Source organism: Williamsia sp. D3 (assembly GCF_000506245.1).
GTDB classification, from domain to species: Bacteria; Actinomycetota; Actinomycetes; order Mycobacteriales; family Mycobacteriaceae; genus Williamsia; species Williamsia muralis.
The window spans coordinates 1-22,905 of the sequence record NZ_AYTE01000031.1 but is presented as its reverse complement, the minus strand read 5'-3'; the positions used below and the strand labels follow the sequence as shown (position 1 = coordinate 22,905).

Below are 22,905 nucleotides of genomic sequence, written 5' to 3'. Positions count from 1 at the left end.
CAGTGCCATTCGTACGTGGCGGTCGCGGTCCTGCCTCCGAGGATCCCTCGGGTGCAGGACCGCAGCCGTCTCATCTGACACCTGCTGCGGCGACCGATCTGGTCACGGCCCGCAAGCAACTGCTCAGCCGGGTGGACGGGCACAAGCGCGTCGACGCCCCGGCTTTACGCCGGGTCCTGGTGGACCTGCACGACTTCTGGCTCGCCACGAAGGCGGCCGAGATCGGGATCAAACCGGGTAGCGGCTTCGCCATCGTCGCGGTCGGGGGCCTCGGCAGACAAGAGCTACTTCCGCACTCGGATCTGGATCTGATCCTGCTCCACGACGAGATGGATCCGGCGCTGGTCGCCGAGACCGCGGATCAGATCTGGTATCCGCTCTGGGACGCCCACATCAAGCTCGACCACAGTGTGCGCACCGTCCCGCAGGCACTCCAGGTGGCTGCGAGTGACATGACCGCGGCGCTGGGCCTGCTGGAGGCCCGGCACATCGCCGGCGACGAGGAGCTGTCGAAGCTGCTGATCGGCGGAGTGCGGCAGCAGTGGCGCACCGACATCCGCTCGCGATTTCCTGCGCTGGTCGACCAGGCACGAGAACGGTGGCGGCGTAGTGGCGACATCGCGCACCGCGCCGAGCCCGACCTCAAGTACGGTCGCGGCGGTCTACGTGATGTACACATGCTCGACGCGCTGGCGATCGCCCAGCTCACCGACGGTATGGCGACGTTGCGCCCGGACTCACCAGGTGGAGGGCTGCGACAGGCGTACACCCGATTGCTGGACGTACGAACCGAACTCCACCGGATCACCGGGCGACCCCGTGAACAGCTCCGGGCCCAAGATGCCGACGAGATCGGCGCCGCACTGCGCATCGGGGACCGGTTCGATCTCGCCCGAACCATCAGCGACAGCGCGCGCACCATCAGTTACGCCGTGGACGTCGGTTTACGGACATCGTCCAACTCGCTTCCGCGCAAAGGGCTTTCGAAACTCCGCCGATCTCCGATCCGTCGTCCGCTGGACGAGGGGGTGGTCGAGCACAACGGCGAGGTGGTCCTCGCGCGCAGTGCCCTGCCCAGCAAGGACCCGGGCCTGATCTTGCGGGTTGCCGCAGCATCCGCCCGGACCGGGCTGCCGATGGCTGCGTCCACGCTCGCCCGGCTTGCCGATTTCGCGCCCGAGCTGCGTGAACCGTGGCCCGCCGATGCCCTCTCGGACCTGCTCGTCCTGCTCGGCACGGGGCCGCACATGATCGCTCCCATCGAAGCGCTCGACCGAACCGGCCTGTGGGGCAGGCTGATCCCCGAATGGGGAGCAGTGCGAGATCTCCCGCCTCGCGACCCCATCCACACCTGGACCGTGGATCGGCATCTCGTCGAGACCGCCGCCAACGCGGGTTCCATGACGACGCGGGTGTCGCGGCCTGACCTTCTTGTCCTCGGCGCGCTCATCCACGACCTCGGCAAGGGGCGCGGCGCCGACCACAGCGTTGTCGGCGCCGAGTTGGCGAACCAGGTGGGAAACCGTATCGGCCTGTGGCCCGACGACGTCATGATCCTGTCGAAGATGGTCCGGTATCACCTGCTGCTACCGGAGGTGGCCACCCGTCGAGATCTTGATGACCCGGCGACGGTGCAGGGGGTGGTCGACACCCTCGGCGGGTCGAAGGTGCTGCTGGAATTGCTCGCCGCCCTCGCCGAGGCCGATTCGCTGGCCACCGGACCCGGCGTCTGGGGTGACTGGAAGTCCTCACTCATCGGGGAACTCGTGCGCCGATGCCTGCGCCTGCTCGACCGAGGTGAGCTGCCGGTTCCCGAACCGCTCACCGCCGAGTTGACCGAGCTCGCCGAGGCCGGCGGTGTCAGTGTCGAACTCGTGTCCACCGACAATCCGCACACGTTCTCGGTCACGATGATCGCACCGGAGCAGCCGGGATTGCTGTCGCGGATGTCCGGCGTGCTGGCGTTGCGGGGTCTGCGTCTGCTCAGTGCCTCGGTACAGACCCATGCGGGCAGTGCCGTCAACACCTTCCTGGTGTCACCGCTGTTCGGTGAGCCTCCCGAGGTCGGTCTGCTCCGACAGCAACTCATCCAGGCGGTCGACGGTGGCATCGACGTGATCGCCCGGCTCGATGTGCGTGAGCGTGAGACACCCGTGCCGACCCCGCCCGAGCAGGTGGGCGGGTCCGAGGACGCGTCCGTTCCGGCCGTGCCCGCGCTCTTCGCCCAGGCCCCTCCGAAGGTGCTCTGGTTCGACGGATACGACGACAACAGCCTGATCCTGGAGCTGAGGGCCAGTGACCGGCTCGGTCTGCTGGCGCGGGTGAGTGCCGTGCTCGAACACCACGGTGCGAACATCACCTGGGCCAAGGTCGCCACCCTCGGCGGTTCGGTGGTCGATTCGTTCTGCATACGTCTGCCGGGCGACGGATCCTCCACTCGGGATCGACTCGAGGCGGCGATCCTGGCGGTGGTACCGCCGCCGGCGCCGCCACGCGAACCAGAGGAGGACTCCGGTAAATCCGGGGTGCCGATAGGCTAGGGGGATGTTCGACTCCCTCTCCGGCCGGTTGGCCGATGTACTGACCGATCTGCGCGGCAAGGGCAAGCTGTCCGACGCGGACATCGACCGTACTTGTCGCGAGATCCGTCTCGCCCTGCTCGAAGCAGACGTCTCCCTCCCGGTGGTCCGCGGATTCATCAGCCGCATCAAGGAACGGGCGAAGGGCGCCGAGGTCTCTGGTGCCCTGAACCCCGGCCCAGCAGGTCGTCAAGATCGTCAACGAGGAACTCGTGACCATCCTCGGCGGCGAGACCCGCCGGATCAGGTTCGCCAAGACGCCGCCGACGGTGATCATGCTCGCAGGTCTGCAGGGTGCCGGTAAGACGACGCTCGCGGGCAAACTGGCGTCCTGGCTCAAGAAGCAAGGGCACACGCCCATGCTCGTGGCGTGTGACCTCCAGCGTCCCGGCGCTGTCACCCAGCTGCAGGTCGTCGGTGAGCGGGCCGGGGTACCGGTGTTCGCGCCACACCCCGGCACCAGTGTCGGCGGCACCGGCGAGCTGGGCGTCTCTTCGGGCGACTCGTTGACCGAGCCGGTCGAGGTGGCCCGCGCGGGTGTCGCCGAGGCCAAGACCAAGCTTCACGACATCGTGATCGTCGACACCGCAGGCCGGCTCGGCATCGACGAAGAGTTGATGCGTCAGGCCAAGGGAATCCGGGACGCCGTACAGCCCGACGAGGTGCTCTTCGTCCTCGACGCGATGATCGGTCAGGACGCGGTGGCGACCGCAGAGGCGTTTGCCGAAGGTGTCGACTTCACGGGCGTGGTGTTGACCAAACTCGACGGTGATGCGCGCGGCGGTGCCGCGCTGTCGGTCCGGGAGATGACCGGTCGTCCCATCATGTTCGCCTCGTCCGGCGAGAAACTCGAAGACTTCGACGTCTTCCATCCCGACCGCATGTCGAGCCGGATCCTGGGTATGGGCGACGTGCTCAGTCTCATCGAACAGGCCGAAGAGCACTGGGACGCGCAGCAGGCCGAGGCCGCGGCCACCAAGATCACTCAGGGCGAGCTCACCCTCGAGGACTTCCTCGAGCAGATGCTGATGATCCGGAAGATGGGGCCGATCGGCAACCTGCTGGGCATGCTGCCCGGTGCCGGTCAGATGAAAGATGTGCTGTCGCAGGTCGATGACAAACAGCTCGACAAGGTGCAGGCCATTATCCGGGGCATGACGCCCGCCGAGCGCGAGAACCCCAAGATCATCAACGGGTCCCGGCGTGCCCGGATCGCAAACGGTTCGGGTGTCACCGTCAGTGACGTGAACCAACTGGTCGACCGTTTCTTCGATGCACGAAAGATGATGTCGCAGATGGCGGGCCGGATGGGCGGGATGCCCGGCGGGAACCGGAAGGTCAACCGGAAGAAGGGCAAGAAAGGCAAGAAGGGCGGACGGGGCCCGACGCCTCCCAAGGTGCGCGGCGGTATGCCCGGGATGGGTGGCATGCCGGGTATGCCGGCCGGGTTCCCGGACCTGTCGAACATGCCCGCCGGTCTTGATCAGTTGCCGCCCGGACTCGAGGGGATCGACGTCAGCCAGTTCCAGCGGCCGAAGAAGAAGTAGCGGTAGCGGTCGCGATGTCGTTGCCGCGGTTGCATTTTCGTGGACGTAGCGTCGGCTCCGGTGAGCCCGTCGAGTTCTGGGTAAATGGCGGGGTGATCACGAGGTCTCCGGTCGCCGGGGCCACCACGATCACCGATGGTGGCTGGATCATGCCGGGACTGGTGGACGCGCACAACCACGTGGGGATCGCGCCCGGTCTCGGCGTCACCATCGACCAGGCCCGGTCCTTTGCGCACCAGGATGTGCGGGCGGGAGCAACGCTGATCCGGGAGGTCGGCTCGCCGCTCGACACCCATCCACTCGATGACGACCCGACCTGCCCCCGATTCATCCGCGCCGGGAAACACATCGCGCGACCGAAACGGTATCTGCGCGACTACGGCGTCGACCTCGACGACGTGACAGACCTGCCGGCGGAGGTTGCGCGTCAGGCCCGCGCGGGCGATGGGTGGGTCAAACTCGTCGGCGACTGGATCGACCGGGACCTCGGCGACCTCGCGCCGCTATGGCCCGATGACGTGCTTCTCGAAGCCGTCTCGGTTGCTCACGACCTCGGCGCGAAGGTCACCGCCCACGTCTTCGGCGCACAGGCGTTGCACGGTCTGATCGATGCCGGGATCGACTGCATCGAGCACGGCACAGGACTCGACGACGACCTCATCGCACGCATGGCCGAACGCAACATCGCCTTGGTGCCGACCATGATCCAGGTGGAGAACTTCCCGTCGATCGCCGACGGGGCAGATCGTTTCCCCGCCTATCAGAAGCACATGCGAAAGCTGTATGCCGACGCCCCGGCGACCTTCGCCAAGGCCATCGAGGCCGGGGTTGCCGTGTACGCCGGCACCGATGCGGGCGGGTTCGTCGAGCACGGCCGCATCGTCGACGAGATCGTGGCTCTGTCGACAGTGGGTTTGAGCCCGGCGCAGGCCGTCGACGCCGCGTGCTCGGCGGCGCGCACCTGGCTCGATGCAGGCGCACTCGCCGATGGTGATCGCGCAGATGTCCTTGTGCTAGAAGCGGATCCGCTCGAAGATCTCGCCGCGCTGCGTGCGCCCGCCGCCATCGTCTGCGGTGGGCACGTGGTCTGATCTCAGGGTTCGTGAGCGTGTCACGACGTGGCGCGGACGTGCGCTCGCTCGCCTTGTGTGCCGAAGAGGCACAGCATCTCGGCGGCCTCGGTCCCAGCGGCTCCCATCCAGTGCGGAACGTGGGTGTCGAATTCGGCCGCTTCACCGGCCTTCAGCTCGAGGTCCTGCTCTCCGAGGATCAGCCGGACCCGACCGGACAGTACATAGAGCCACTCGTAACCCTCATGCGTTTGCGGAGTGGGAACCTGGGGGCCGTGCGCGGGCGGGATGATCTGTTTGAAGGCCTGGATACCGCCGGCCCGCCGGGTCAGCGGAATGAAGGTGCGACCATGCCGTTTGATCGGACGCAGATGAATCCGGGGATCACCGGTCGCCGGCGCCCCGACGAGTTCGTCCAGCGGAATGCCGTGCACCTTGGCCAGCGGGAGCAGCAATTCGAGTGTGGGCTTACGGCCTCCGGATTCGAGCCGTGAGAGGGTGCTCTCCGAGATGCCGGTGGCCTCGGACAGATCGGCGAGGGTGATGTCACGTTCCTTGCGCAGTGCTCGCAATCGTGGGCCGACCGTCGTGAGGGCTTGTTGGAGTTCGTCTTCCATGCCTCGACATCGTCGTCCTCGTTTGCCGATTCGGCAAGGGTTATTGCCGAGCAGTTCGGGGTAGTCACGTGGAATGAGTACCGGAGAGCAGCTTGTCGACGAATACGAGGTAGTCGTCGTGGGCGGCGGAGCAGCCGGATTGAGTGCTGCGCTGGTGCTGAGTCGCTCCCGGCGGTCGGTTCTGGTCCTCGACTCCGGCCAACCCAGGAACGCTCCCGCCGCCGGAGTGCACGGGTTGCTGACCCGCGACGGAATCTCGCCGGTGGAGTACGTGGCGATCGCGCGACAAGAGGTGCGGAGCTACGGCGCGCACGTGGCGGATGCGGAGGCGAAGACAGTCAGGGGAGACGTCGACCACGGCTTCGTGATCGCACTGGACGACGGTCGAGAGGTACGAGCCCGTCGGGTGCTGGTCACCACGGGCCTCACCGACGAACTGCCCGACATCCCCGGTGTGTCCGAGCAATGGGGGAGGGGTGTACTGCACTGCCCCTACTGCCACGGCTGGGAGGTTCGTGACCAGGCGATCGGCATTCTGGCGGTCACCGAGCAGGCCGCGCATCAAGCATTGTTGTTCCGGCAATGGAGCGCCGACGTCATCTTGTTCGTCAACGACTCCGTACGACCCACCGATGAAGAATCGGCACAGCTCGCGGCCAGGGGTGTCCGCGTCGTCGAGGGCGGAGTTGCGGCAGTCGAGTCGTCCGACGGGCGGTTGACCGGGGTTCGGATGGTGGACGGGACGGTCTGGGAGCGGGAGGTCATCGTGGTGATGCCCCGGTTCGTCGCCCGGGCCGACTTCCTCGTCGACCTGGGTCTGACACCGACCGACCACCCCAAGGGAGCTGGGCAGTACATCGAGGCGGACGAGACCGGTCTGACCAACGTCCCCGGGGTGTACGTCGCCGGCAACGTGGCGAACCTGATGGCTCAGGTCGGTGGTGCAGCAGCCGACGGTGCGGTTGCGGCGTCCGCGATCAACATGGAACTGGTCACCGAGGACGCACGCGCCGCCGTCACGGCTGCGGGCTGAAAGACCCATCGTCGGTGTCGTGTTCCCGACGGATTTCTTCTCGGGGCCATCCCTCTGGCAGAATGGGACGCTGGTTCGCCGGACCCGGCTAGACACCGACCGGCGGTCACACCACCGAACAGCAAAACCGGGCTCCCCAACGGTGGGGCGTCGCCGAATTGCACTGTGACCACAGAAGGAAGTAACTCGTGTCTGTCAAGATCAAGCTCACCCGCCTCGGCAAGATCCGCAATCCCCAGTACCGCATCGTCGTCGCCGACGCCCGCACCCGTCGCAACGGCCGGGCGATCGAGACCATCGGTCGTTACCACCCGAAGGAAGAGCCGAGCCTGATCGAGGTCGACTCCGAGCGTGCGCAGTACTGGCTGGGAGTCGGCGCACAGCCGACCGAGCCCGTTGCAGCACTGCTGAAGATCACCGGTGACTGGCAGAAGCACAAGGGACTGCCGGGCGCCGAGGGCACGCTGCGTGTTGCCGAGCCCAAGCCCAGCAAGCAGGACCTGTTCAACGCCGCACTCGCCGCCGCTGACAACGGACCGTCCGCTGAGGCCACCACACCGAAAAAGAAGGCCGCAAAGAAGGCCGACGATTCCTCGAAGGCCGACGCCCCCAAGGCAGAGGCAGCCGCTGCCGACGAGGCTCCAGCCGAGGCCGCTGACAAGTGAGTGTTGTCGTCGCCGACGCCGTCGAACACCTCGTTCGCGGCATCGTTGCCAACCCTGACGACGTCCGCGTCGAACTGGTCACCGGACGGCGAGGACGTTTTGTCGAGGTTCACGTGAACCCCGAGGACCTCGGTAAGGTCATCGGCCGCAATGGCCGCACGGCCACTGCACTGCGCACTCTGGTCACCGGAATCGGTGGTCGGGGCGTTCGTGTCGACATCGTCGACACCGACCGCTGACGCAGGCACCGACAAAGCGACGACGATGGACCTGGTAATCGGCCGCGTCACCAAAACGCACGGCGTGCGCGGTGAACTGGTGGTCGACGTCCGCACCGACGCTCCGGAAGAGCGTTTTGCCATCGGGCAGAAGCTGCGAGGCCGTCTGTCCACCGGTAAGAACACCTTCGTCGAGAACAGCTATACGGTGACAGCCGCCCGGAACCACTCCGGGCGGCTGTTGCTGTCTGTTGCCGAGGTCGGGGACCGCGACTCCGCCATGGCGCTACGCGGACTGCTGTTCTTGATCGACGCCGACGAGGTGTCGTCCGGCGACGATCCGGACGAGTTCTATGACCATGAACTGCAAGGGGTTCCGGTGCGCACCGTCGATGGCGACGACGTCGGTGTGGTGGCCGATGTGGTGCATCTGCCTGCCGGTGACCTGTTGTCGGTGACCACTGACGAAGGCCGCGAGGTCCTGATCCCGTTTGTCACCGCAATCGTGCCGACGGTGAGCCGGAGCCTGATCGAAATCGACCCACCCGACGGTCTGCTGGATCCGGAATGACCGACGAGGCGGGGCCTGCCATCCGTATCGGGGTGGTCTCGATCTTCCCCGACTATCTCGAGCCGATGCGAATGGCATTGCTGGGCAAGGCGATCGACAAGGGGATCGTCGCGCTCGACACCTACGATCTGCGCGACTGGACGCACGACGTGCACCGCGCCGTCGACGATTCCCCCTATGGGGGCGGGCCTGGAATGGTCATGAAGCCCACGGTGTGGGGGCCCTGTCTCGACGAAGTGTGTCCAGACGACGCGCTTCTCGTGGTGCCCACTCCCGCAGGCATCCCTTTCACCCAGGCAACCGCGCAGGCGTGGAGCCGCGAGAAGCACATCGTCTTCGCCTGTGGCCGGTATGAGGGGATAGATCAGCGGGTGATCGACGATGCCGCCAGACGCGTTCGTGTGCAGGAGGTCTCGATCGGCGACTTCGTCCTCATCGGGGGTGAGGTGGCTGTCATCGCGATGGTGGAGGCCACCGTTCGCCTGATCGACGGCGTACTGGGAAACGCGTCCTCGCATCAGCAGGACTCGTTCTCCGACGGCCTCCTGGAAGGGCCCAGTTACACCAGGCCGCCGGTGTGGCGCGGGCTCGAGGTACCCGAGGTCCTCCGCGGCGGTGACCACGCCAAACAGCAACAGTGGCGCCGCGAACAATCCCTCGCCCGCACAAGGGAGCGTCGACCCGACCTCCTACCTCCTGAGGAGTAGGACCGCACCGCGCTGCCACCGATCGAGCGTCGGCCACCCGACTCGGGTTAACATCTGCGACGCGAGGGGGGACGTTGATGGGGATCGAGCCCGGGCAGGTGGATATCGGCAACAGCGCGTTGGCGGCTGTGCTGATCGAGGTGGATGAGCAGCGCGACCGTCTGCGTGTGCTGGCCGAGGAGATGCGCGGGACTACCGTCGAGGCGACATCGAAGGACCGCCTCATCACGGTGGTGATCAACGCGCGGGGATTACTCACCGGCCTGTCGATCGACCCTCTGGCGATGCGACGTTACCGCGCTGGCCAGCTCGCCGATGAGATTGCTCTCCTGGTGCGGCGCGCTGACGACGAGCTCTCCGAACGCAGGAACCGGTTGGCCGGGGAACTCGTCCAACACCAAGGCCCAGGGTATTCGGATCTTTACTGACGGCGACCTGGGTTGAGGGATGCGGCAGCGGGGGAGCAGGCCAATGTACGGAAACGGATCGTTTCGGCTCGACGACGCAGCGGCGCGTGCGGGGGCTGATGAGTTCGCTTCGCTGATCGGCGAGATCGACTCGATCCGCGAAGAAGTTGCTGTCGTCGACGCCGAGCTGAAGGCATGCTGCTCGTCCCACGTCGGTGGCGCCATCTTCATGGTCGGCGCAGCGCACCTCTCACGCGCGACCGCATCGGTTCTGGATCAGCTCCGAATGTCCCTGGCGGACCATGTCGACGACATCGGCCGCGCATGCACCGACCTGCAGTCCGCCGATCTCGGCGTGCCCCTTCCTGGATCTGGAACCGAGCGGTGCTGACCACGCCGGGTGAGCAGGTCGAACGGCTCCTGCGCGATGCCTGGCCGGCGATCGACCCAGACATGATCGGTCGGTCGGTTGAACGGTATCGTGTTGTGGCGCAACGGCTTCTCGACCTACAGCACGCCATCGTGGTGGCTACCGCACAGGTCGCCGGCGCAACGGACGGCCTGACGGGCAGCGCCCTGGCGGCGAAGGCGACCGCCCTCGCGGACCACGCGGCCACGGCAGCGCATCTGGTCGGCGCCGAATCAGACCTCGCAGCCCGATTCTCTGACTTGGTGGCACTGACCCACGAGCGACTCACCGTGGCCGCGGCGATGGCGGATCGAGACCTGCAGGCGGCGCGGGTGGTGGATGTGACGACGGGAGACATCACCGCGGCCATGGGCGCCGAACACGCCGCTGCCACCGTGCTGGCCGCCGTCGCCGGCGATTTCGAATCCGGTAGTCGCGAACTCGCTGACAACGCTGCGGTCCACGCCGCTGAGCAGCGTGACAGCGAACATGGCCAGACAGCCGGCAACGCCGCCGGCGCACCGATGATGCCGGGCGCTGATGGGGGCAGGCTCGGCAATGGCCGCGGCAGCCGGGAAGACGCGCGGCGGCGACCGGCCCTCTGCCACGGATGTCTCGGCCGCAGACGTCTCGATGTTGCAGACCCGGGCAGCGCATCTGTCGTCAATACAGCCACCCGAGGTGGCGCCATGGATCCGTATCGCCGTGGGACTCGGGCAAGACCACGACGGACGCCGCATCATCGTAGTGGGTACCAGTGAACCCGGTGGCTACCTTCGACCGGGGACGGTGCCCGAACCGAACGAGGTTGTTGTCGGTGACGGCAGGTCCCCTGAACTGGTGATCGTCGACTATCTCGCCGCCCGGGATCTCGTCCCGTTGGCGGTCTGCGCCACCACACCCCCCACTCCCGAGGTCCGGTCACTGCTCGCAGATGCCGGCGTCACCTCATCATCGGGCGACGAGGGCACCGGGCAGGGGGACGGACAATGAATGCTCACCGCATCGATGTCCTGCCGTCGGGGGTTGCCGGACTCGTGGATCGGGTGAACCCCCGGCACATCAGCCGAACCGGCCTACTCGCTGCGGTGATGGCCCTCGACGCTGCGTCGGTACGTACCGAGGGTCCGGTCACCGAAGCGCTGAGCTGCTGGAGAAACGGCAGACCGCTGAGCCCGGCACAGAAGCTGGCCATCGCATCCCTTCGAGGGCGGTTCGATGCGGCAGCTTTTGCAGCGTCTCATGCAGGCCGGTCAGCCGAGTACCGGACAGAGTTCGCACGAGCGCGAGCGCTGGCAGCAGTGGAGTTCGGAACCGCGGGCACGGGCCGCGAAGGGCTCCGCGAAGTGGTGTGTGAGGCGGCCGCAGCGATGGGGTCGACGTCTTTGGTCGCAAACCTCCTGCGCGACCACGTCGGCGACTAATCTCAGCGGATGGGCCATTGGTTCCAAGAATCGATCATCGACAACGGCCGATTACCGCTCTTCATGGCGTACATCGGCTTCATCCTCGGGTTTCTCGGAATCCGGATCAGCGTCCGACTGATCCGCGCCGAGGTCAGCTGGTGGTTCAGCAACGTCACCCCCGGTGGCATGCACATCCATCACGTCGTCTTCGGGACCGTGCTGACGATGCTGTCGGGGCTCGGGTTGATCGCGCTCGCCATCAACGGGTCCCAGACCACCCTGTCCATCTTTGCCGCGCTGTTCGGTGTCGGTGCGGCGCTGGTGCTCGACGAATTCGCGCTCATCTTCTATCTGCGGGATGTCTACTGGGCCGAAGAGGGCCGCGCGTCGATAGACGCGGTCTTCGTGGCAGTCGCGGTGATGGGGCTGGTTCTCCTCGGGTTCCACCCGCTCGACTGGGCGGGTGTGGACACTGCGGACGTGGTGTCGATCGTGGTGGCCGTCGCCTATTCCGCGTTTGTGCTCCTGCTGGCAGGGGTCGTGCTGCTCAAGGGCAAGATCTGGACCGGGCTGATCGGATTGTTCATCTTCCCCCTTCTTCTGGTGGCGTCGATTCGACTCGCACGCCCGACGTCGCCGTGGGCTCGTTGGCGTTACACCAAACGTCCGAAGAAGATGAACGCCGCCGTGAAACGTGAGCGGCGGGTGCGCAGGCCCTTGATCCGCGCGAAGATCTTTCTTCAGGACCTCATGGCAGGCAAACCCGACGTTGCGCACGCGAAGTCCGGCGCCGAGGCGGAACTGGACGCCACCGTGCACGCGGCACCCGCCCCGGGAGAATCAGGGGAGCTGGTACTCGCCGCCGCGATTTCGTCCGTCGGGGGTGGTTCTGGCACAATTGACCAGTTGCCGTTTGACGGTCAGACGCCGGGTCCGCCCGAGTCGGCTGATTCGTCGCGGAGACCACACGAATCGGAGCACGAACCGGTCGAGCCGCACACCTGAATTGTCCAGGACGAAAGCCGCCAGGTTCCTCTACTCACGCCGACAGCAAGATTGGAACCGACATCATGAACACTCTGGATTTCTTGGACAACAAGTCCCTGCGCGACGACATCCCCGACTTCCGCGCCGGAGACACCCTCAACGTCCACGTCAAGGTCATCGAGGGCTCCAAAGAACGTGTCCAGGTGTTCAAGGGCGTCGTGATCCGTCGTCAGGGCGGCGGCATCCGTGAGACCTTCACCGTTCGCAAGGTGTCGTTCGGTGTCGGTGTGGAGCGCACCTTCCCCGTGCACAGCCCGAACATTGCCAAGCTCGAGGTCGTCACCCGCGGCGATGTCCGCCGGGCGAAGCTGTACTACCTGCGCGACCTGCGCGGCAAGGCAGCCAAGATCAAAGAAAAGCGCTGACCTACTAGGCTTGCGGCGTGGTAAACACCCCCCGCAATCCTGAGGGTTCAGACCCTTACAGCGACGAGCCGTACGACAGTCGGCACGCAGACCTGGACCGTGCGGCCGACCCCGATCGGCAAGCACGTCCGTGGCGCCGGATCGACGGCACCGCCGATGTCGAACCGAAGAAGAAGGCGTCGCTGCTACGCGAGACCGCGATCATCCTGATCTGTGTGCTCGCGCTGACGTGGGTTCTCCAGACGTTCATCGGCCGGCAGTACGTGATCCCGTCCGAATCGATGGAGAACACGCTGCACGGCTGCACCGGATGCACCAACGACCGGATCGTCATCGACAAGTTGGTGTACCGGTGGAGCGACCCAAAGGCCGGCGACGTCGTGGTCTTCAAAGCACCCACGTCATCGTGGGACCAGGGCTGGAAATCGCCGCGGTCGTCCAACACGGTCATCCGCGGCGCCCAGAACGCCATGTCGTGGTTCGGGTTCGCCCCGCCGGACGAGAACAACCTCGTCAAGCGGATCATTGCCACGGGCGGTCAGCGGGTGGAGTGCCGCAACGCAGATCGCACCGGCGTCAAGGTGAACGGTCAGCCCCTCGACGAGCCGTACATCGATCTGGAGCTTCAGGAAGAGAACGCTCAGATGCGTCCCGGCGACCTCAAAGACGATACGGGTCAGCTCAATTCGTGCTTCGGCGCAGACTTCGGCCCGATCGACGTACCCGAGGGGTTCGTCTGGGTGATGGGCGACAACCGCGGTAATTCGGCCGACTCCCGGTACCACCAGGACGACGAATTGCGTGGCATGGTGCCCGTCGACGACATACGCGGCAAAGTCCGCTACATCATCTACCCGTTCTCGCGCATCGGCGGTGTCGACTCCGTCGACCCCCAGAAGTAGGCAACCGGTGGCGACCACCTGGCCACCTCGTGTGGTGATACGGCGAGCCGCCGGCTTGCGCACCCTTGAAGCAGCGCTGTACCGCAGCGGGCTCGGGCCCGTCGCCGGCGTGGACGAGGCAGGGCGTGGAGCGTGTGCCGGACCACTGGTGGTCGCTGCGTGCATCCTCAAGCCGACGCAGCTGATCTCTCTCGCCGATCTCGATGACTCGAAGAAGCTGACGGCGAAGACCCGCGACAAGTTGTACAAGTCCGTGACCCGGCACGCTGTTGCCTGGAGTGCAGTGGTCATCGACGCAGACGAAGTCGACCGGCTGGGTATCCATGTCGTCAACATCGAGGGAATGCGGCGAGCCGTCGCCGGGCTCGGTGTCCAACCGGGCTATGTGCTGTCGGATGGTTTCCGGGTTCCAGGGCTCACCGCGCCCTCCCTGCCGGTGATCGGAGGCGACGGCGCAGCCGCGTGTATCGCCGCCGCCAGCATCATCGCGAAGGTCACCAGGGACAGGATCATGGTCGACATGGACACGTCGTTGCCCGGATATGGGTTCGCCGTCCACAAGGGCTACAGCACCGAGATGCACATGCAGTGTCTCGACGAGCTCGGCCCGTCCCCACAACACAGGATGTCGTATCGCAATGTGCGGCTACGGGTGCGCGTGGGCGAGACCGCAGGACGTTAGGCTGAGGGAATGAGCGCCGAAGATCTCGAGAAGTACGAAACCGAGATGGAACTGTCCCTGTACCGCGAGTACAAGGACATCGTCGGTCAATTCACCTACGTGGTCGAGACAGAACGTCGGTTCTATCTGGCCAACGCGGTCGAGATGGTGCCCCGAAATGCGGACGGCGAGGTCTACTTCGAGGTCCGGATGAGTGACGCCTGGGTCTGGGACATGTACCGCCCCGCTCGGTTCGTGAAACAGGTACGGGTGATCACGTTCAAGGACGTCAACATCGAGGAATTGGAAAAGCAGGATCTGCGTCTGCCAGAGGACGGTGTGCTCGGCGACTAGCGGGGTACGTCTTCGGTTCGTCGCAGCAGGAGGCTGATCATCGCGAGGGCAAGAGCGGTTGCCGCGATCGCCCACAAGATGATCGACAGTGCAGCGAGAAATGAATGCGCGGCGGCTTCCCGTGCGGCGGTCTTGAGTTCTGGTGCGGCAGCAGCGGCCACCGTTGCTCGCACGTCGCCCGGTGTCGCCGGCTTCTGAGTGTCGGTTGCACCGCACCCAGGCGGGGTCTGTTCCGGATGTGCCGACGACAGCTGCAGATTCGCGCACCGAGAGAACTCATCGACCACCACTGGCCGGAACGGGGGAGCCACCGAGGTGGTCTCCAAGCCCCGCGACAGGGAGGAGGCGGCCTGATCCACCGCCGACTGCGACTGTGCGGCAACTTGATTGAAGAACGCGATGCTGATCACGGCTAGCCCGATCGAGCACCCTATCTGCTGGATGGTGGGAATGGAACCGGATGCCGAGCCCACATTGGATTCGGTGGTCCCGGACAAGATGGTCGCCTGCAGTGGCGCGACGAACATACCGGTGCCCACACCGCCGATCAGCAGTGGCGTCACGAGCACCGCGATGTCCAGTGAGCCACTCGCAGGATCGATGATCATGGCGGTCCAGCCGAGACACACTGCGAACGCGACCATTCCCAGCGCCAGGGTGCGGGCACCGATGCGGCCGACCAAGATGGGGGAGATCAACGAACCCACGGCGGCACCGACCGCGAAAGGGAAGGTCAATACGCCTGTTCGTAGCGCCGAGTAGCCGAGACCGAATTGGGCTGCGATGGACACGGTGAAAAAGAACGCGGCGAAGACGCTGAAGAACGCCAGCGACAACACGGCGCCGACCGTGAAGTTCCGGTTGTGGAACAGATCGAGTCGCAGCAGGGGGCTGCCACCGCGGCGCTGGAGTCGGCGCTCGTAGAACACGAATGCCGTCAGGAGCACGATCGAGACGACAAGCATCACGAGAAGCCATATCGGCCAGTCTTTCTCGCGCCCGAGCGCCAAGGGATAGATGAGCAGGAAGAGTCCCGCGCTCGAGAGCACCATCCCCGTCACGTCCAGCGGCTCCCGTTCGCCGGGTTTGACGTCCGGCAGATAGCGAAAGGCGAGGACGCAGGCGATCATTCCTAGCGGCAGGTTGACGAGGAAAATAGTTCGCCAGCCCAGGTCGAAGATGTCGGCGGCGATGAGACCGCCCCCGAGCATGGGGCCCAGCATCGCTGCCACCCCCGCGGTGGCGCCGTACATCCCGAACACCACGCCGTGTTTGACCCGCGGGAACAACACGGAGATGATCGCGATCGTCTGTGCCGACGCCGCCGCGGCGCTGACGCCTTGTGCGCCACGTAGCGCAATCAACTCGGTTGCCCCGGTGGCGGTTCCGCACAGTACCGACGTCACGGTGAAGCCGGCGAGTGCAATCAGGAACACCCGGCGCCTGCCGAACATCTCACCCAGACGCGAACTCGTCATCAGGGTGCAGGCGAACGCAAGCGTGTACACCGTGGCGACGAGGAGCTGCGCCGAATAGGACGCGTCCAGGTCGGTGGCCAGACTCGGCAGCGCGATGTTGACGATGGTGGTGTCCACCATCTGCATGAACACCGCGATCAGGCAGGCTGCAAATGCCAGCCAGGCCTGCCGCGGGGCGATCTCGGCCTGTTGTGGCTGTAGCGCAACAGATTCCGGTAGAGACACTGCTATGTCGCCAGGGCCGCCACCGACGGGCTGTAGTCGCCGTGCGCAGCAATGGTGGTGAAGATCTCCGACAGCCGGTCGACGTACAACTTGATCGAAGCGTGTGCCTCATCGGTGTCCGGGAAGAGAAGACTGATCGTCGTCGCGTCGTTGAAGCGGTTGATCCAGAGGAAGACTTCTTCCGAGCTTCCCCGGTTACCGAACAGCCCGGTGTTGATGGCGTCGAACAGATCGACGCCCGGCAGCTTTCGGACGTCGATGTACGAGACCATCGGCACCGACCATCCAGGGTCGACATTGACCCCGTGGTCTGGTCCGGCAAGTTGCAGCACGCGGTGGAACGAGACGTCGGTCAGCTCTTTGCCCGAGTCGTACGAGGCCTGAGCGGCTCCGACGATGGACGTGAAGGTCGAGGATTCGTCCACGGTGACCGGCACGGGGATGAGACTGGTGAACCAGCCGATCGAGCTGAACTCGGCGGGGGTAGACCGTGTGCTCTTGGGGGTCAGGCCGAAGTAGTTCCCCGCTCCGGTGAACTCATAGCTGGCCAGAGCGGCAACTGCGAGCACTCCGGGGGTGAATGCGGCGCCCTGGTCACGGCACACCGTCGCGAACTTCTCGGCGTCGGCTTCGCTGAACAACGTCGTCGACAGGTGGGCGGTGCGCGCATAGCCGGCACTGGCGACGCCCAGGTCGAGAGGGAAGGTCGGGAGCCGGCCCGCGTTCGAGTGGACCAGATCGATCCAGCGCTGGACGTGAGGCGACTCCAACGTCAACGAAGCGGAGCCCGCGCGTTCTCTGGCGCAATATTCGACATAACTGCCGACCTCGGCCAAGCCGCTCGGTGTTCCCTGGCTCTCACTCGAATACAGCTGCAGGAGTTCGACAACGGTGAGTGCGGACGAGATGCCGTCGGTCACCAAGTGGTCGAAAGCCGCGTACAAAGTGAAGCCGGTCTCGTGTTCGATGGTGCCGAATGTGAAGCAATCCCAGTTGAACGGTCCGGGAGTCTCGGTCTCGACGTGCGCGCGAATTGCGTCGGGGGAGTCGAACTCGCCGTGTGGGGTGGGTCGGAACTCGATGATGCTGGGGTCCACCACATGCCGAACGATCGATCCGTCGGTTTCGCATGAGAACCAGCTGTGGAAGGTGTCGTGGCGCCGGAGGAACGTGTTGATCGTCCGGGTCATGGCATCGACGTCGAGCGGAGTCTGAAAGTCGAACGCCACCAGGCACAATCGGGAGAACCGGAAGCCGACTGTCTCGTTCCGGGCGGCGGTCAGAAGATACTCTTCTTGCTGATGTGAGGCCGGGGTGGGATGCACCGGAGCGCCCTTCGCCTCATCCAGCGCGGCCGGGGACGCAACCCAGCTCGTGAGCCGGCCCGTGGCTGGTTCCCACTCGTTGATCAGACCGAAATTGACCATGTTCAGCTCCTGTCGAAGTAGCGCAAAAGCGCACTGGTGGCCGGGGCGAATGGTGAAACGCTGCACTGACTGCGAGCAGGCGGCTTTCTGTGTGCGGCAATTCGCAACACAAAATGCCAAATGCATTTCAAGTAATTGTTCGACATCCGCGCTACGACGTCTGAAAGACGCCTCGGCCCGACCCTTTGTCGCGTTGTCGTGCACCCGTGAAACTACAGCGAAGATTAGCGGATGACAACAGCTGTTGAGAAATAAAGATCTAACACAACAAAAAATCTTCCTTAAGTTTTAGGCGGGTTGTACCGTCTGCGTCCCGTGGCGCAGTGGCGCCGTGGTTGGATGTGCCAAAGTCGTGGCGGCGCCATGGGTTCTGACGTGCCAACTGTCGGGTGAACCCTGTGTGCCGCACCAGAGAGGATTCTCGTGAAGTGGCACATCGGTGATACACCTCGTCTCGCAAATCGAAATGTAGAAACCGCTGTTGTCACATTTGTGGCGACCGTATTGGTCCTGACAGTATTCGGCTCGGGATCGGCAATTGCCGAACCTGACGGCCAACCAATTGTCGGCGACACGACCTCGGCCGACGGTTCTCGGGTGGTGAACACGGTCGAACAGGTCGACGGGGTCGTGGACGTGACCGTGAGGTCGGCCGCGATGGGGGCGGACCTGATGGTCAAGGTGCTGCCGGCACAGGACCGGTCGAGTCCTGCGCCCACGATGTACCTGCTCAACGGAGCAGCTGGTGGCGACGGTGGAAGCAGCTGGTTCGATCAGACCGACATCGCATCCTTCTTCAAGGGCCGCAACGTGAATGTGGTGGTACCGATGGGCGGGGCGGCGAGTTACTTCGCGGACTGGCGCAATGACGACCCGAAACTCGGTCGCCAGAAGTGGGCCACCTATCTGACCCAGGAGCTACCGCCGCTGATGGATGCGCTCCTGAACGGCAACGGGCGCAACGCGATCGCGGGTATCTCGATGGCCGGGACGTCGGTGTTCCAGCTGGCCCTGAAGTCCCCTGATCTGTACCGTGCCGTCGGATCGTACAGCGGTTGCGCAATGACCAGCGACCCCGAAGGCCAGGCCTACGTCCGACTGACTGTCGAGATCCGTGGCGGCGGGAACACGGTGAACATGTGGGGCCCACCGACCGATCCCGAGTGGGTTCGCAACGACCCGTATGTGAATGCCGAGCAGTTGCGCGGCAAAGCCATCTACATCTCGAACGGTACGGGTCTGCCCGGCCAGTACGACGTGATCGACGGGCCCGGCATCAACGGAAACGGATCCAAGCTCGCCGAGCAGATCGCGGTCGGCGCGGTCATCGAGACGGCTACCAACCGATGCACACTCAAGATGCGTGACCGATTGCAGCAGTTGGGGATTCCCGCCACAGTCGATCTGCGATCAACCGGTACCCACAGCTGGGGTTACTGGCAGGACGATCTTCACAAGTCCTGGCCGATGATCAACGCGGCCCTGACCCGATAGCCGGCTTCGGGACTGACTGTGCGGCCGGCTGACGGTTGATCTGACGTCGTCCGTGGTTGCGCAGAGCAAGGGTCAGACCGGCGAGTGCCGTCGAGATCGCCGCCAGGGTCCACAGGACGGCCGTGAAGGCCGCCAGGAAGGTGTGCGAGGCGGCCTGGCGGGCCGCTGCGCTGACGTCCGGTTCGGCTTGGGCTGCGACCGCGGAACGAGTCTCGCCGCCGGACGGCTTGATGGCATCGCCTGTACCGGGACACCCCGGTCCGGGTGTGTCCGGGTGTGCTGAACCCAACTGGGCGGTGGCGCAGCGACCGAACTCGCGAACGACAAACGGCCGCGCGAGTGGAGCAACCTCGGACGTGCCGAGACTGTGCGACAGACTGGTCTGCGCCTCCTGCACAGCCTGTTCCGATTGCGCGGTAACCGCTGCGAAGAAAAGCAGGCTGATCACCGCCATCCCCACGGATGCTCCGATCTGCTGGACGGTGGGGATGGTCCCCGAGGCGGAGCCGAGAGTCCGCTCTGAGGTGTCCGAGAGCATCGTCGCCTGCAACGGCGCGACAAACAGTCCCATCGCCACGCCGCCGACGGCCAACGGGAGGATGATCGACGACACCTCGATACCGGTGGCGGGGTCGATGATCACGGCCGTGTAGACGAGTGACCCGCTGAACAAGACGGCTCCCGTCGTCAGCGTCAGTGCCCCGATCCTTCTGACGAGCAGCGCCGAGACAACCGAACCGACCGCGGCGCCGACCGCAAAAGGGAGGGTGAGCAGGCCGGTCCGCAACGGTGAGAATCCGAGGCCGAATTGTGCGGTCACCGAGACGGTGAAGAAGAATGCGGCGAACACACCGAAGAACAGCAGCGATAGGACCGATCCGACGGCGAACGACGCACTGGTGAACAGCTGGAGGTCCAGCAGGGGATAGCCGCCCCGTCTGCCGAGGCGGTGCTGGTGAACGATGAAGAGGCACAGCACCACCACCGACCCCACCAGCATCCACAAATGCCAGGTCGGCCAACCCCTCTCGCGCCCCATGGCCAGTGGGAGAACGAGCAGGAACAATCCGGTCGTCGACAGCGCGACTCCCGGGAGATCGAGGCCCGGACGGGTGGTGGCATGAAGGGCCGGAAGGCATCGATGGCCGACGAGGCAGGCGATCAGGCCGAGGGGGAGGTTGACGAGGAAGATCATGCGCCAGCCAAGACCCCACACGTCTGCTGAGATCAGGAGGCCCCCGAGCGTCGGTCCGAGCATGGCGGCGACTCCGGCCGTCGCGCCATAGATGCCGAACACCGCTGGATGCCGGGACTTGGGGAACGAGGCCGAGATGATTGCGATGGTCTGGGCCGATGCCAGTGCCGCGCAAGCGCCCTGAACAGCTCTCAACACGATGAGTTCTGTTGCGCCGGTTGCGGTCCCGCACAGCACGGATACCACCGTGAACCCTGCGAGAGCGCCGATGAACAGTCGTCGACGGCCCCACCGTTCGCCCAGGCGAGAAGCGGTCAGAAGAAAGCACGCGAAAGTCAGTGTGTACGCGCTGAGTACAAGCAATTGCTCGCCAGACGAGGCGTGGAGTCCGGACCCGAGACTAGGCAGGGCAATGTTCACGATCGTCATGTCGACCATCTGCATGGACACTGCGATGAGACAACAGGCCAGAGCAGGCCACGATGCTCTCCGCGAAGATGCCCCCTGTGGATCCTTCGTGCAACAAGGAGTGTTGACGGGAGCAGGAAGCGGAGCTCGTGGTCTCAACCTGTCACCTGACGAACACCTGGGCTGGGTGCGTAGTCGCCCTCGGAGATGATCGTCTTGAAGATCTGCCGTACCCGGTCCACATAGATGTCCACCGATGCCCGGGCCTGCGCGGTGTCAGGGAACAGCAGGCTCATGGATGTCTCATCGGCGAACCGATTGACCCACGTGTACACCTCGTCCGATGTACCGCGATTACCGTAGAACCTCGCGTTGATGGACTCGAACTCGGAGACGCCCGGTAGTCGACGTGCGTCCATGATCGAGACCATCGACACCGACCATCCGGGTTCGGTCCTGATGCCGAGGTCGGGTTCATCGCAGACGAGTTCGAGCACTCGGTGGAACGAGACGTCGGACAGTTTGCGTCCGGCCAGGTAGGCAACCTGTGCTTGGCGAACCAGGGTTTTGAACGTCGACGACTTTTCGATGTCGATCGGCACGGGAATCAAACTGGTGAACCAGCCGACCGCGCTGAACTCCGCGGGAGTCGTCCGTGTGCTCTTGGGCGTGATCGCCAGATAACGACGATCGCCTGTGAACTCGTGCGCAGCGAGGCCGGCGACGGTGAGTATCGCCGCGATGAACCCTGCGCGGCTGTCCCGGCAGATCCGGACCAGTGTCTTCGCGTCCTGTTCGTCGAACAATGGGACCGTCAGGTGTGCGCTCCGCGCGTTTTCTGTACTTTCCCGGCCGAGGTCCAGCGGAAAGGTCGGGAGGCGGCCACCATTGGCCTGGACGAGTTCGATCCATCGCTGCACAGGCGGGGAGTCCAGCGACAGCTGAGCCGATGCTGTTCGTTCCCGATGGCAGTAATCGATGTAGCTGCCGGGCGGAGCGAGATCGTTGTCGCGGCCGAGTCGCACATTGTCATAGAGCGCAATGGCGTCGACAAGTGAAATCGCCTGTGAAATCGGGTCGGAGTGCAGGTGGTCGATGGCGGCATACATGGTGAACCCGCAGTCGTGTTCGATGGTGCCGAATGTGAAGCAATCCCACTCGAATGGGCCCGGCGTCTCACGTTGTACCAGTTCCCTTATCTCGTCAGGGTCCCCGATGACATCGTGGTGATGCGGGATGAAATCGATTGTCGTGGGATCGATGACCCTACGGGCGACGGAGTCATCGGGTTCGATGGAGAACCAACTGAGGTGAGTGTCGTGCCGTCGGAGAAAAGCGTTGACGGCGGTGGTCATGGCGGCGTGATCAAGCGTGTGATCTTGATCGAAGGTGCCGACATACAGCCGCGACGACCTGATCTGCGAGTCTGCCGACGAGCTGCAGTGCGCAGATACTCTTCCTGTTGGTGGGAGGGTGGCGTGGGGTGGATGGGCGCCTGCTGTGCCTGTGTGATCGATGCCAGTGACGCCGACCAAATGGTCACTCTGCCAGTGGGTGGCTTCCAATCATCGATGAGACCGAAATTGACCATGTCATCTCCTGGACGTCCTGGGCCGAAAACGCGGAGGCAATCAAAAGGCGCCGACAAATCTTGCCGACTGTAGTGCTGCGTTTTTGGCCCGAGGCGTCGTATTGTCCGTAATGTCTACGCCCCCGAAGACAATTCGATGTCATTGTGCTCTGAGTGCCCAACAACGACGCGGCTCTCGTCGATGACGGTACAGATTCCCTGGTGGTCGGGCAACCGGAATGCGCAGAAACGATTGCGTGTGAACGATCCTTTTCATGCGAATGCATTTTCCAAAAGTGCGGATCTGTTCGCAATTGAACCCGTTGGGAATGTCGGGTCCCGCTGCCATTCGGTCGGTTATTTGCGATGCGTAATTGCCGATTCCATTCATGGTTTGTCCACAGTGTGTGGTTTGTGCACAGGGTGGTGGTGGTCGGCGTGTTGTGGGGTCTGTGGGTGGGTGCCGGTTTGGGATGTTCTCGGTATGGATCAGTCAGGTGGGGGTGTGCGTCGTTCGCGGCGTGAGGTGGGTCAGTTGGGAGAGGACGCC

At 64.6% G+C, this 22,905-nt stretch carries 23 protein-coding genes and 1 pseudogene; 19 read left to right on the top strand and 5 right to left on the bottom strand.

All coding sequences use genetic code 11. The features are described 5' to 3' along the window. Window positions 1–2: 2 nt before the first annotated feature. From W823_RS48240 to W823_RS48230, 3 genes and pseudogenes are all read left to right on the top strand, one after another. Window positions 3–2,540, top strand: coding sequence for a [protein-PII] uridylyltransferase (locus tag W823_RS48240; RefSeq protein ID WP_023960326.1), 2,538 nt, complete (start codon window positions 3–5; stop codon window positions 2,538–2,540). A gap of 4 nt (window positions 2,541–2,544) precedes the next feature. Continuing rightward, a pseudogene (gene ffh, locus W823_RS48235) lies at window positions 2,545–4,126 on the top strand (signal recognition particle protein). 14 nt (window positions 4,127–4,140) lie between these two features. After that, entirely contained in the window at window positions 4,141–5,217 is a 1,077-nt protein-coding gene (locus W823_RS48230) for an amidohydrolase family protein (protein ID WP_023960324.1), read from the top strand. A gap of 20 nt (window positions 5,218–5,237) precedes the next feature. Here W823_RS48230 and W823_RS48225 read toward each other — a convergent pair whose 3' ends face one another. After that, window positions 5,238–5,813 carry a helix-turn-helix domain-containing protein gene (locus tag W823_RS48225; RefSeq protein ID WP_023960322.1) on the bottom strand — a complete coding sequence of 192 codons (576 nt, stop codon included), beginning with the start codon at window positions 5,811–5,813 and terminating at the stop codon, window positions 5,238–5,240. Window positions 5,814–5,886: 73 nt separating this feature from the next. Between W823_RS48225 and W823_RS48220 the strand changes: the two genes are divergently transcribed. The 15 genes from W823_RS48220 (at window position 5,887) to W823_RS48150 (ending at window position 14,558) form a co-directional block, all read left to right on the top strand. Next, window positions 5,887–6,846 (top strand): NAD(P)/FAD-dependent oxidoreductase, encoded by a 960-nt coding sequence (locus W823_RS48220; protein WP_023960321.1) that lies wholly within the window; start codon window positions 5,887–5,889, stop codon window positions 6,844–6,846. A gap of 188 nt (window positions 6,847–7,034) precedes the next feature. Continuing rightward, a complete protein-coding gene (gene rpsP, locus W823_RS48215) occupies window positions 7,035–7,511 on the top strand; it encodes a 30S ribosomal protein S16 (protein WP_023960319.1) in 477 nt (158 codons plus the stop codon). Continuing rightward, complete coding sequence (locus tag W823_RS48210; protein ID WP_020107279.1) at window positions 7,508–7,750, top strand: RNA-binding protein; 243 nt, start codon at window positions 7,508–7,510, stop codon at window positions 7,748–7,750. The genes rpsP and W823_RS48210 overlap by 4 nt, the downstream gene beginning before the upstream one ends. Before the next feature lie 25 nt (window positions 7,751–7,775). After that, complete coding sequence (rimM, locus tag W823_RS48205) at window positions 7,776–8,300, top strand: ribosome maturation factor RimM (RefSeq protein WP_031332797.1); 525 nt, start codon at window positions 7,776–7,778, stop codon at window positions 8,298–8,300. A gap of 20 nt (window positions 8,301–8,320) precedes the next feature. Next, complete coding sequence (gene trmD / locus W823_RS48200) at window positions 8,321–9,007, top strand: tRNA (guanosine(37)-N1)-methyltransferase TrmD (RefSeq protein ID WP_031332796.1); 687 nt, start codon at window positions 8,321–8,323, stop codon at window positions 9,005–9,007. 77 nt (window positions 9,008–9,084) lie between these two features. Next, on the top strand, window positions 9,085–9,435 hold the full coding sequence (locus tag W823_RS48195; RefSeq protein WP_023960313.1) for a YbaB/EbfC family nucleoid-associated protein: 351 nt from the start codon (window positions 9,085–9,087) through the stop codon (window positions 9,433–9,435). Between the two features lie 43 nt (window positions 9,436–9,478). Then, window positions 9,479–9,805, top strand: coding sequence for a hypothetical protein (locus W823_RS48190; RefSeq protein ID WP_023960311.1), 327 nt, complete (start codon window positions 9,479–9,481; stop codon window positions 9,803–9,805). Then, entirely contained in the window at window positions 9,799–10,584 is a 786-nt protein-coding gene (locus W823_RS48185; RefSeq protein ID WP_023960309.1) for a hypothetical protein, read from the top strand. Before W823_RS48190 ends, W823_RS48185 begins: the two co-directional genes overlap by 7 nt. Continuing rightward, the gene (locus tag W823_RS48180) at window positions 10,571–10,816 is read left to right on the top strand and encodes a hypothetical protein (protein WP_023960307.1); all 246 of its coding nucleotides are present in this window, start codon (window positions 10,571–10,573) and stop codon (window positions 10,814–10,816) included. Before W823_RS48185 ends, W823_RS48180 begins: the two co-directional genes overlap by 14 nt. Continuing rightward, complete coding sequence (locus W823_RS48175) at window positions 10,813–11,247, top strand: hypothetical protein (protein WP_023960305.1); 435 nt, start codon at window positions 10,813–10,815, stop codon at window positions 11,245–11,247. The genes W823_RS48180 and W823_RS48175 overlap by 4 nt, the downstream gene beginning before the upstream one ends. A 9-nt stretch (window positions 11,248–11,256) precedes the next feature. After that, window positions 11,257–12,234, top strand: coding sequence for a hypothetical protein (locus W823_RS48170; protein WP_023960303.1), 978 nt, complete (start codon window positions 11,257–11,259; stop codon window positions 12,232–12,234). A gap of 65 nt (window positions 12,235–12,299) precedes the next feature. Continuing rightward, on the top strand, window positions 12,300–12,641 hold the full coding sequence (rplS, locus tag W823_RS48165) for a 50S ribosomal protein L19 (RefSeq protein WP_023960301.1): 342 nt from the start codon (window positions 12,300–12,302) through the stop codon (window positions 12,639–12,641). Between the two features lie 17 nt (window positions 12,642–12,658). After that, window positions 12,659–13,543: a signal peptidase I gene (lepB, locus tag W823_RS48160; RefSeq protein WP_023960299.1), complete on the top strand. Its 885-nt coding sequence runs from the start codon at window positions 12,659–12,661 to the stop codon at window positions 13,541–13,543. A gap of 7 nt (window positions 13,544–13,550) precedes the next feature. Continuing rightward, the gene (locus W823_RS48155) at window positions 13,551–14,225 is read left to right on the top strand and encodes a ribonuclease HII (RefSeq protein ID WP_023960297.1); all 675 of its coding nucleotides are present in this window, start codon (window positions 13,551–13,553) and stop codon (window positions 14,223–14,225) included. Between the two features lie 9 nt (window positions 14,226–14,234). Then, window positions 14,235–14,558 carry a DUF2469 domain-containing protein gene (locus W823_RS48150; RefSeq protein ID WP_023960295.1) on the top strand — a complete coding sequence of 108 codons (324 nt, stop codon included), beginning with the start codon at window positions 14,235–14,237 and terminating at the stop codon, window positions 14,556–14,558. On the opposite strand, the gene W823_RS48145 is transcribed toward W823_RS48150, so the two are convergent. Together W823_RS48145 and W823_RS48140 are read right to left on the bottom strand one after the other, a co-directional pair. After that, complete coding sequence (locus W823_RS48145; RefSeq protein ID WP_023960293.1) at window positions 14,555–16,261, bottom strand: DHA2 family efflux MFS transporter permease subunit; 1,707 nt, start codon at window positions 16,259–16,261, stop codon at window positions 14,555–14,557. The two genes, W823_RS48150 and W823_RS48145, sit on opposite strands and share 4 nt — an antisense overlap. A 2-nt stretch (window positions 16,262–16,263) precedes the next feature. After that, on the bottom strand, window positions 16,264–17,688 hold the full coding sequence (locus tag W823_RS48140; protein WP_023960291.1) for a condensation domain-containing protein: 1,425 nt from the start codon (window positions 17,686–17,688) through the stop codon (window positions 16,264–16,266). Window positions 17,689–18,192: 504 nt separating this feature from the next. Between W823_RS48140 and W823_RS48135 the strand changes: the two genes are divergently transcribed. After that, complete coding sequence (locus tag W823_RS48135) at window positions 18,193–19,182, top strand: alpha/beta hydrolase (protein ID WP_369792651.1); 990 nt, start codon at window positions 18,193–18,195, stop codon at window positions 19,180–19,182. Here W823_RS48135 and W823_RS48130 read toward each other — a convergent pair. Both W823_RS48130 and W823_RS48125 read right to left on the bottom strand, forming a co-directional pair. Next, window positions 19,160–20,944, bottom strand: coding sequence for an MFS transporter (locus W823_RS48130; RefSeq protein ID WP_369792640.1), 1,785 nt, complete (start codon window positions 20,942–20,944; stop codon window positions 19,160–19,162). The genes W823_RS48135 and W823_RS48130 overlap by 23 nt on opposite strands. Further along, window positions 20,941–22,140: a condensation domain-containing protein gene (locus W823_RS48125; protein WP_235189605.1), complete on the bottom strand. Its 1,200-nt coding sequence runs from the start codon at window positions 22,138–22,140 to the stop codon at window positions 20,941–20,943. Before W823_RS48125 ends, W823_RS48130 begins: the two co-directional genes overlap by 4 nt. Window positions 22,141–22,905: the final 765 nt, after the last annotated feature.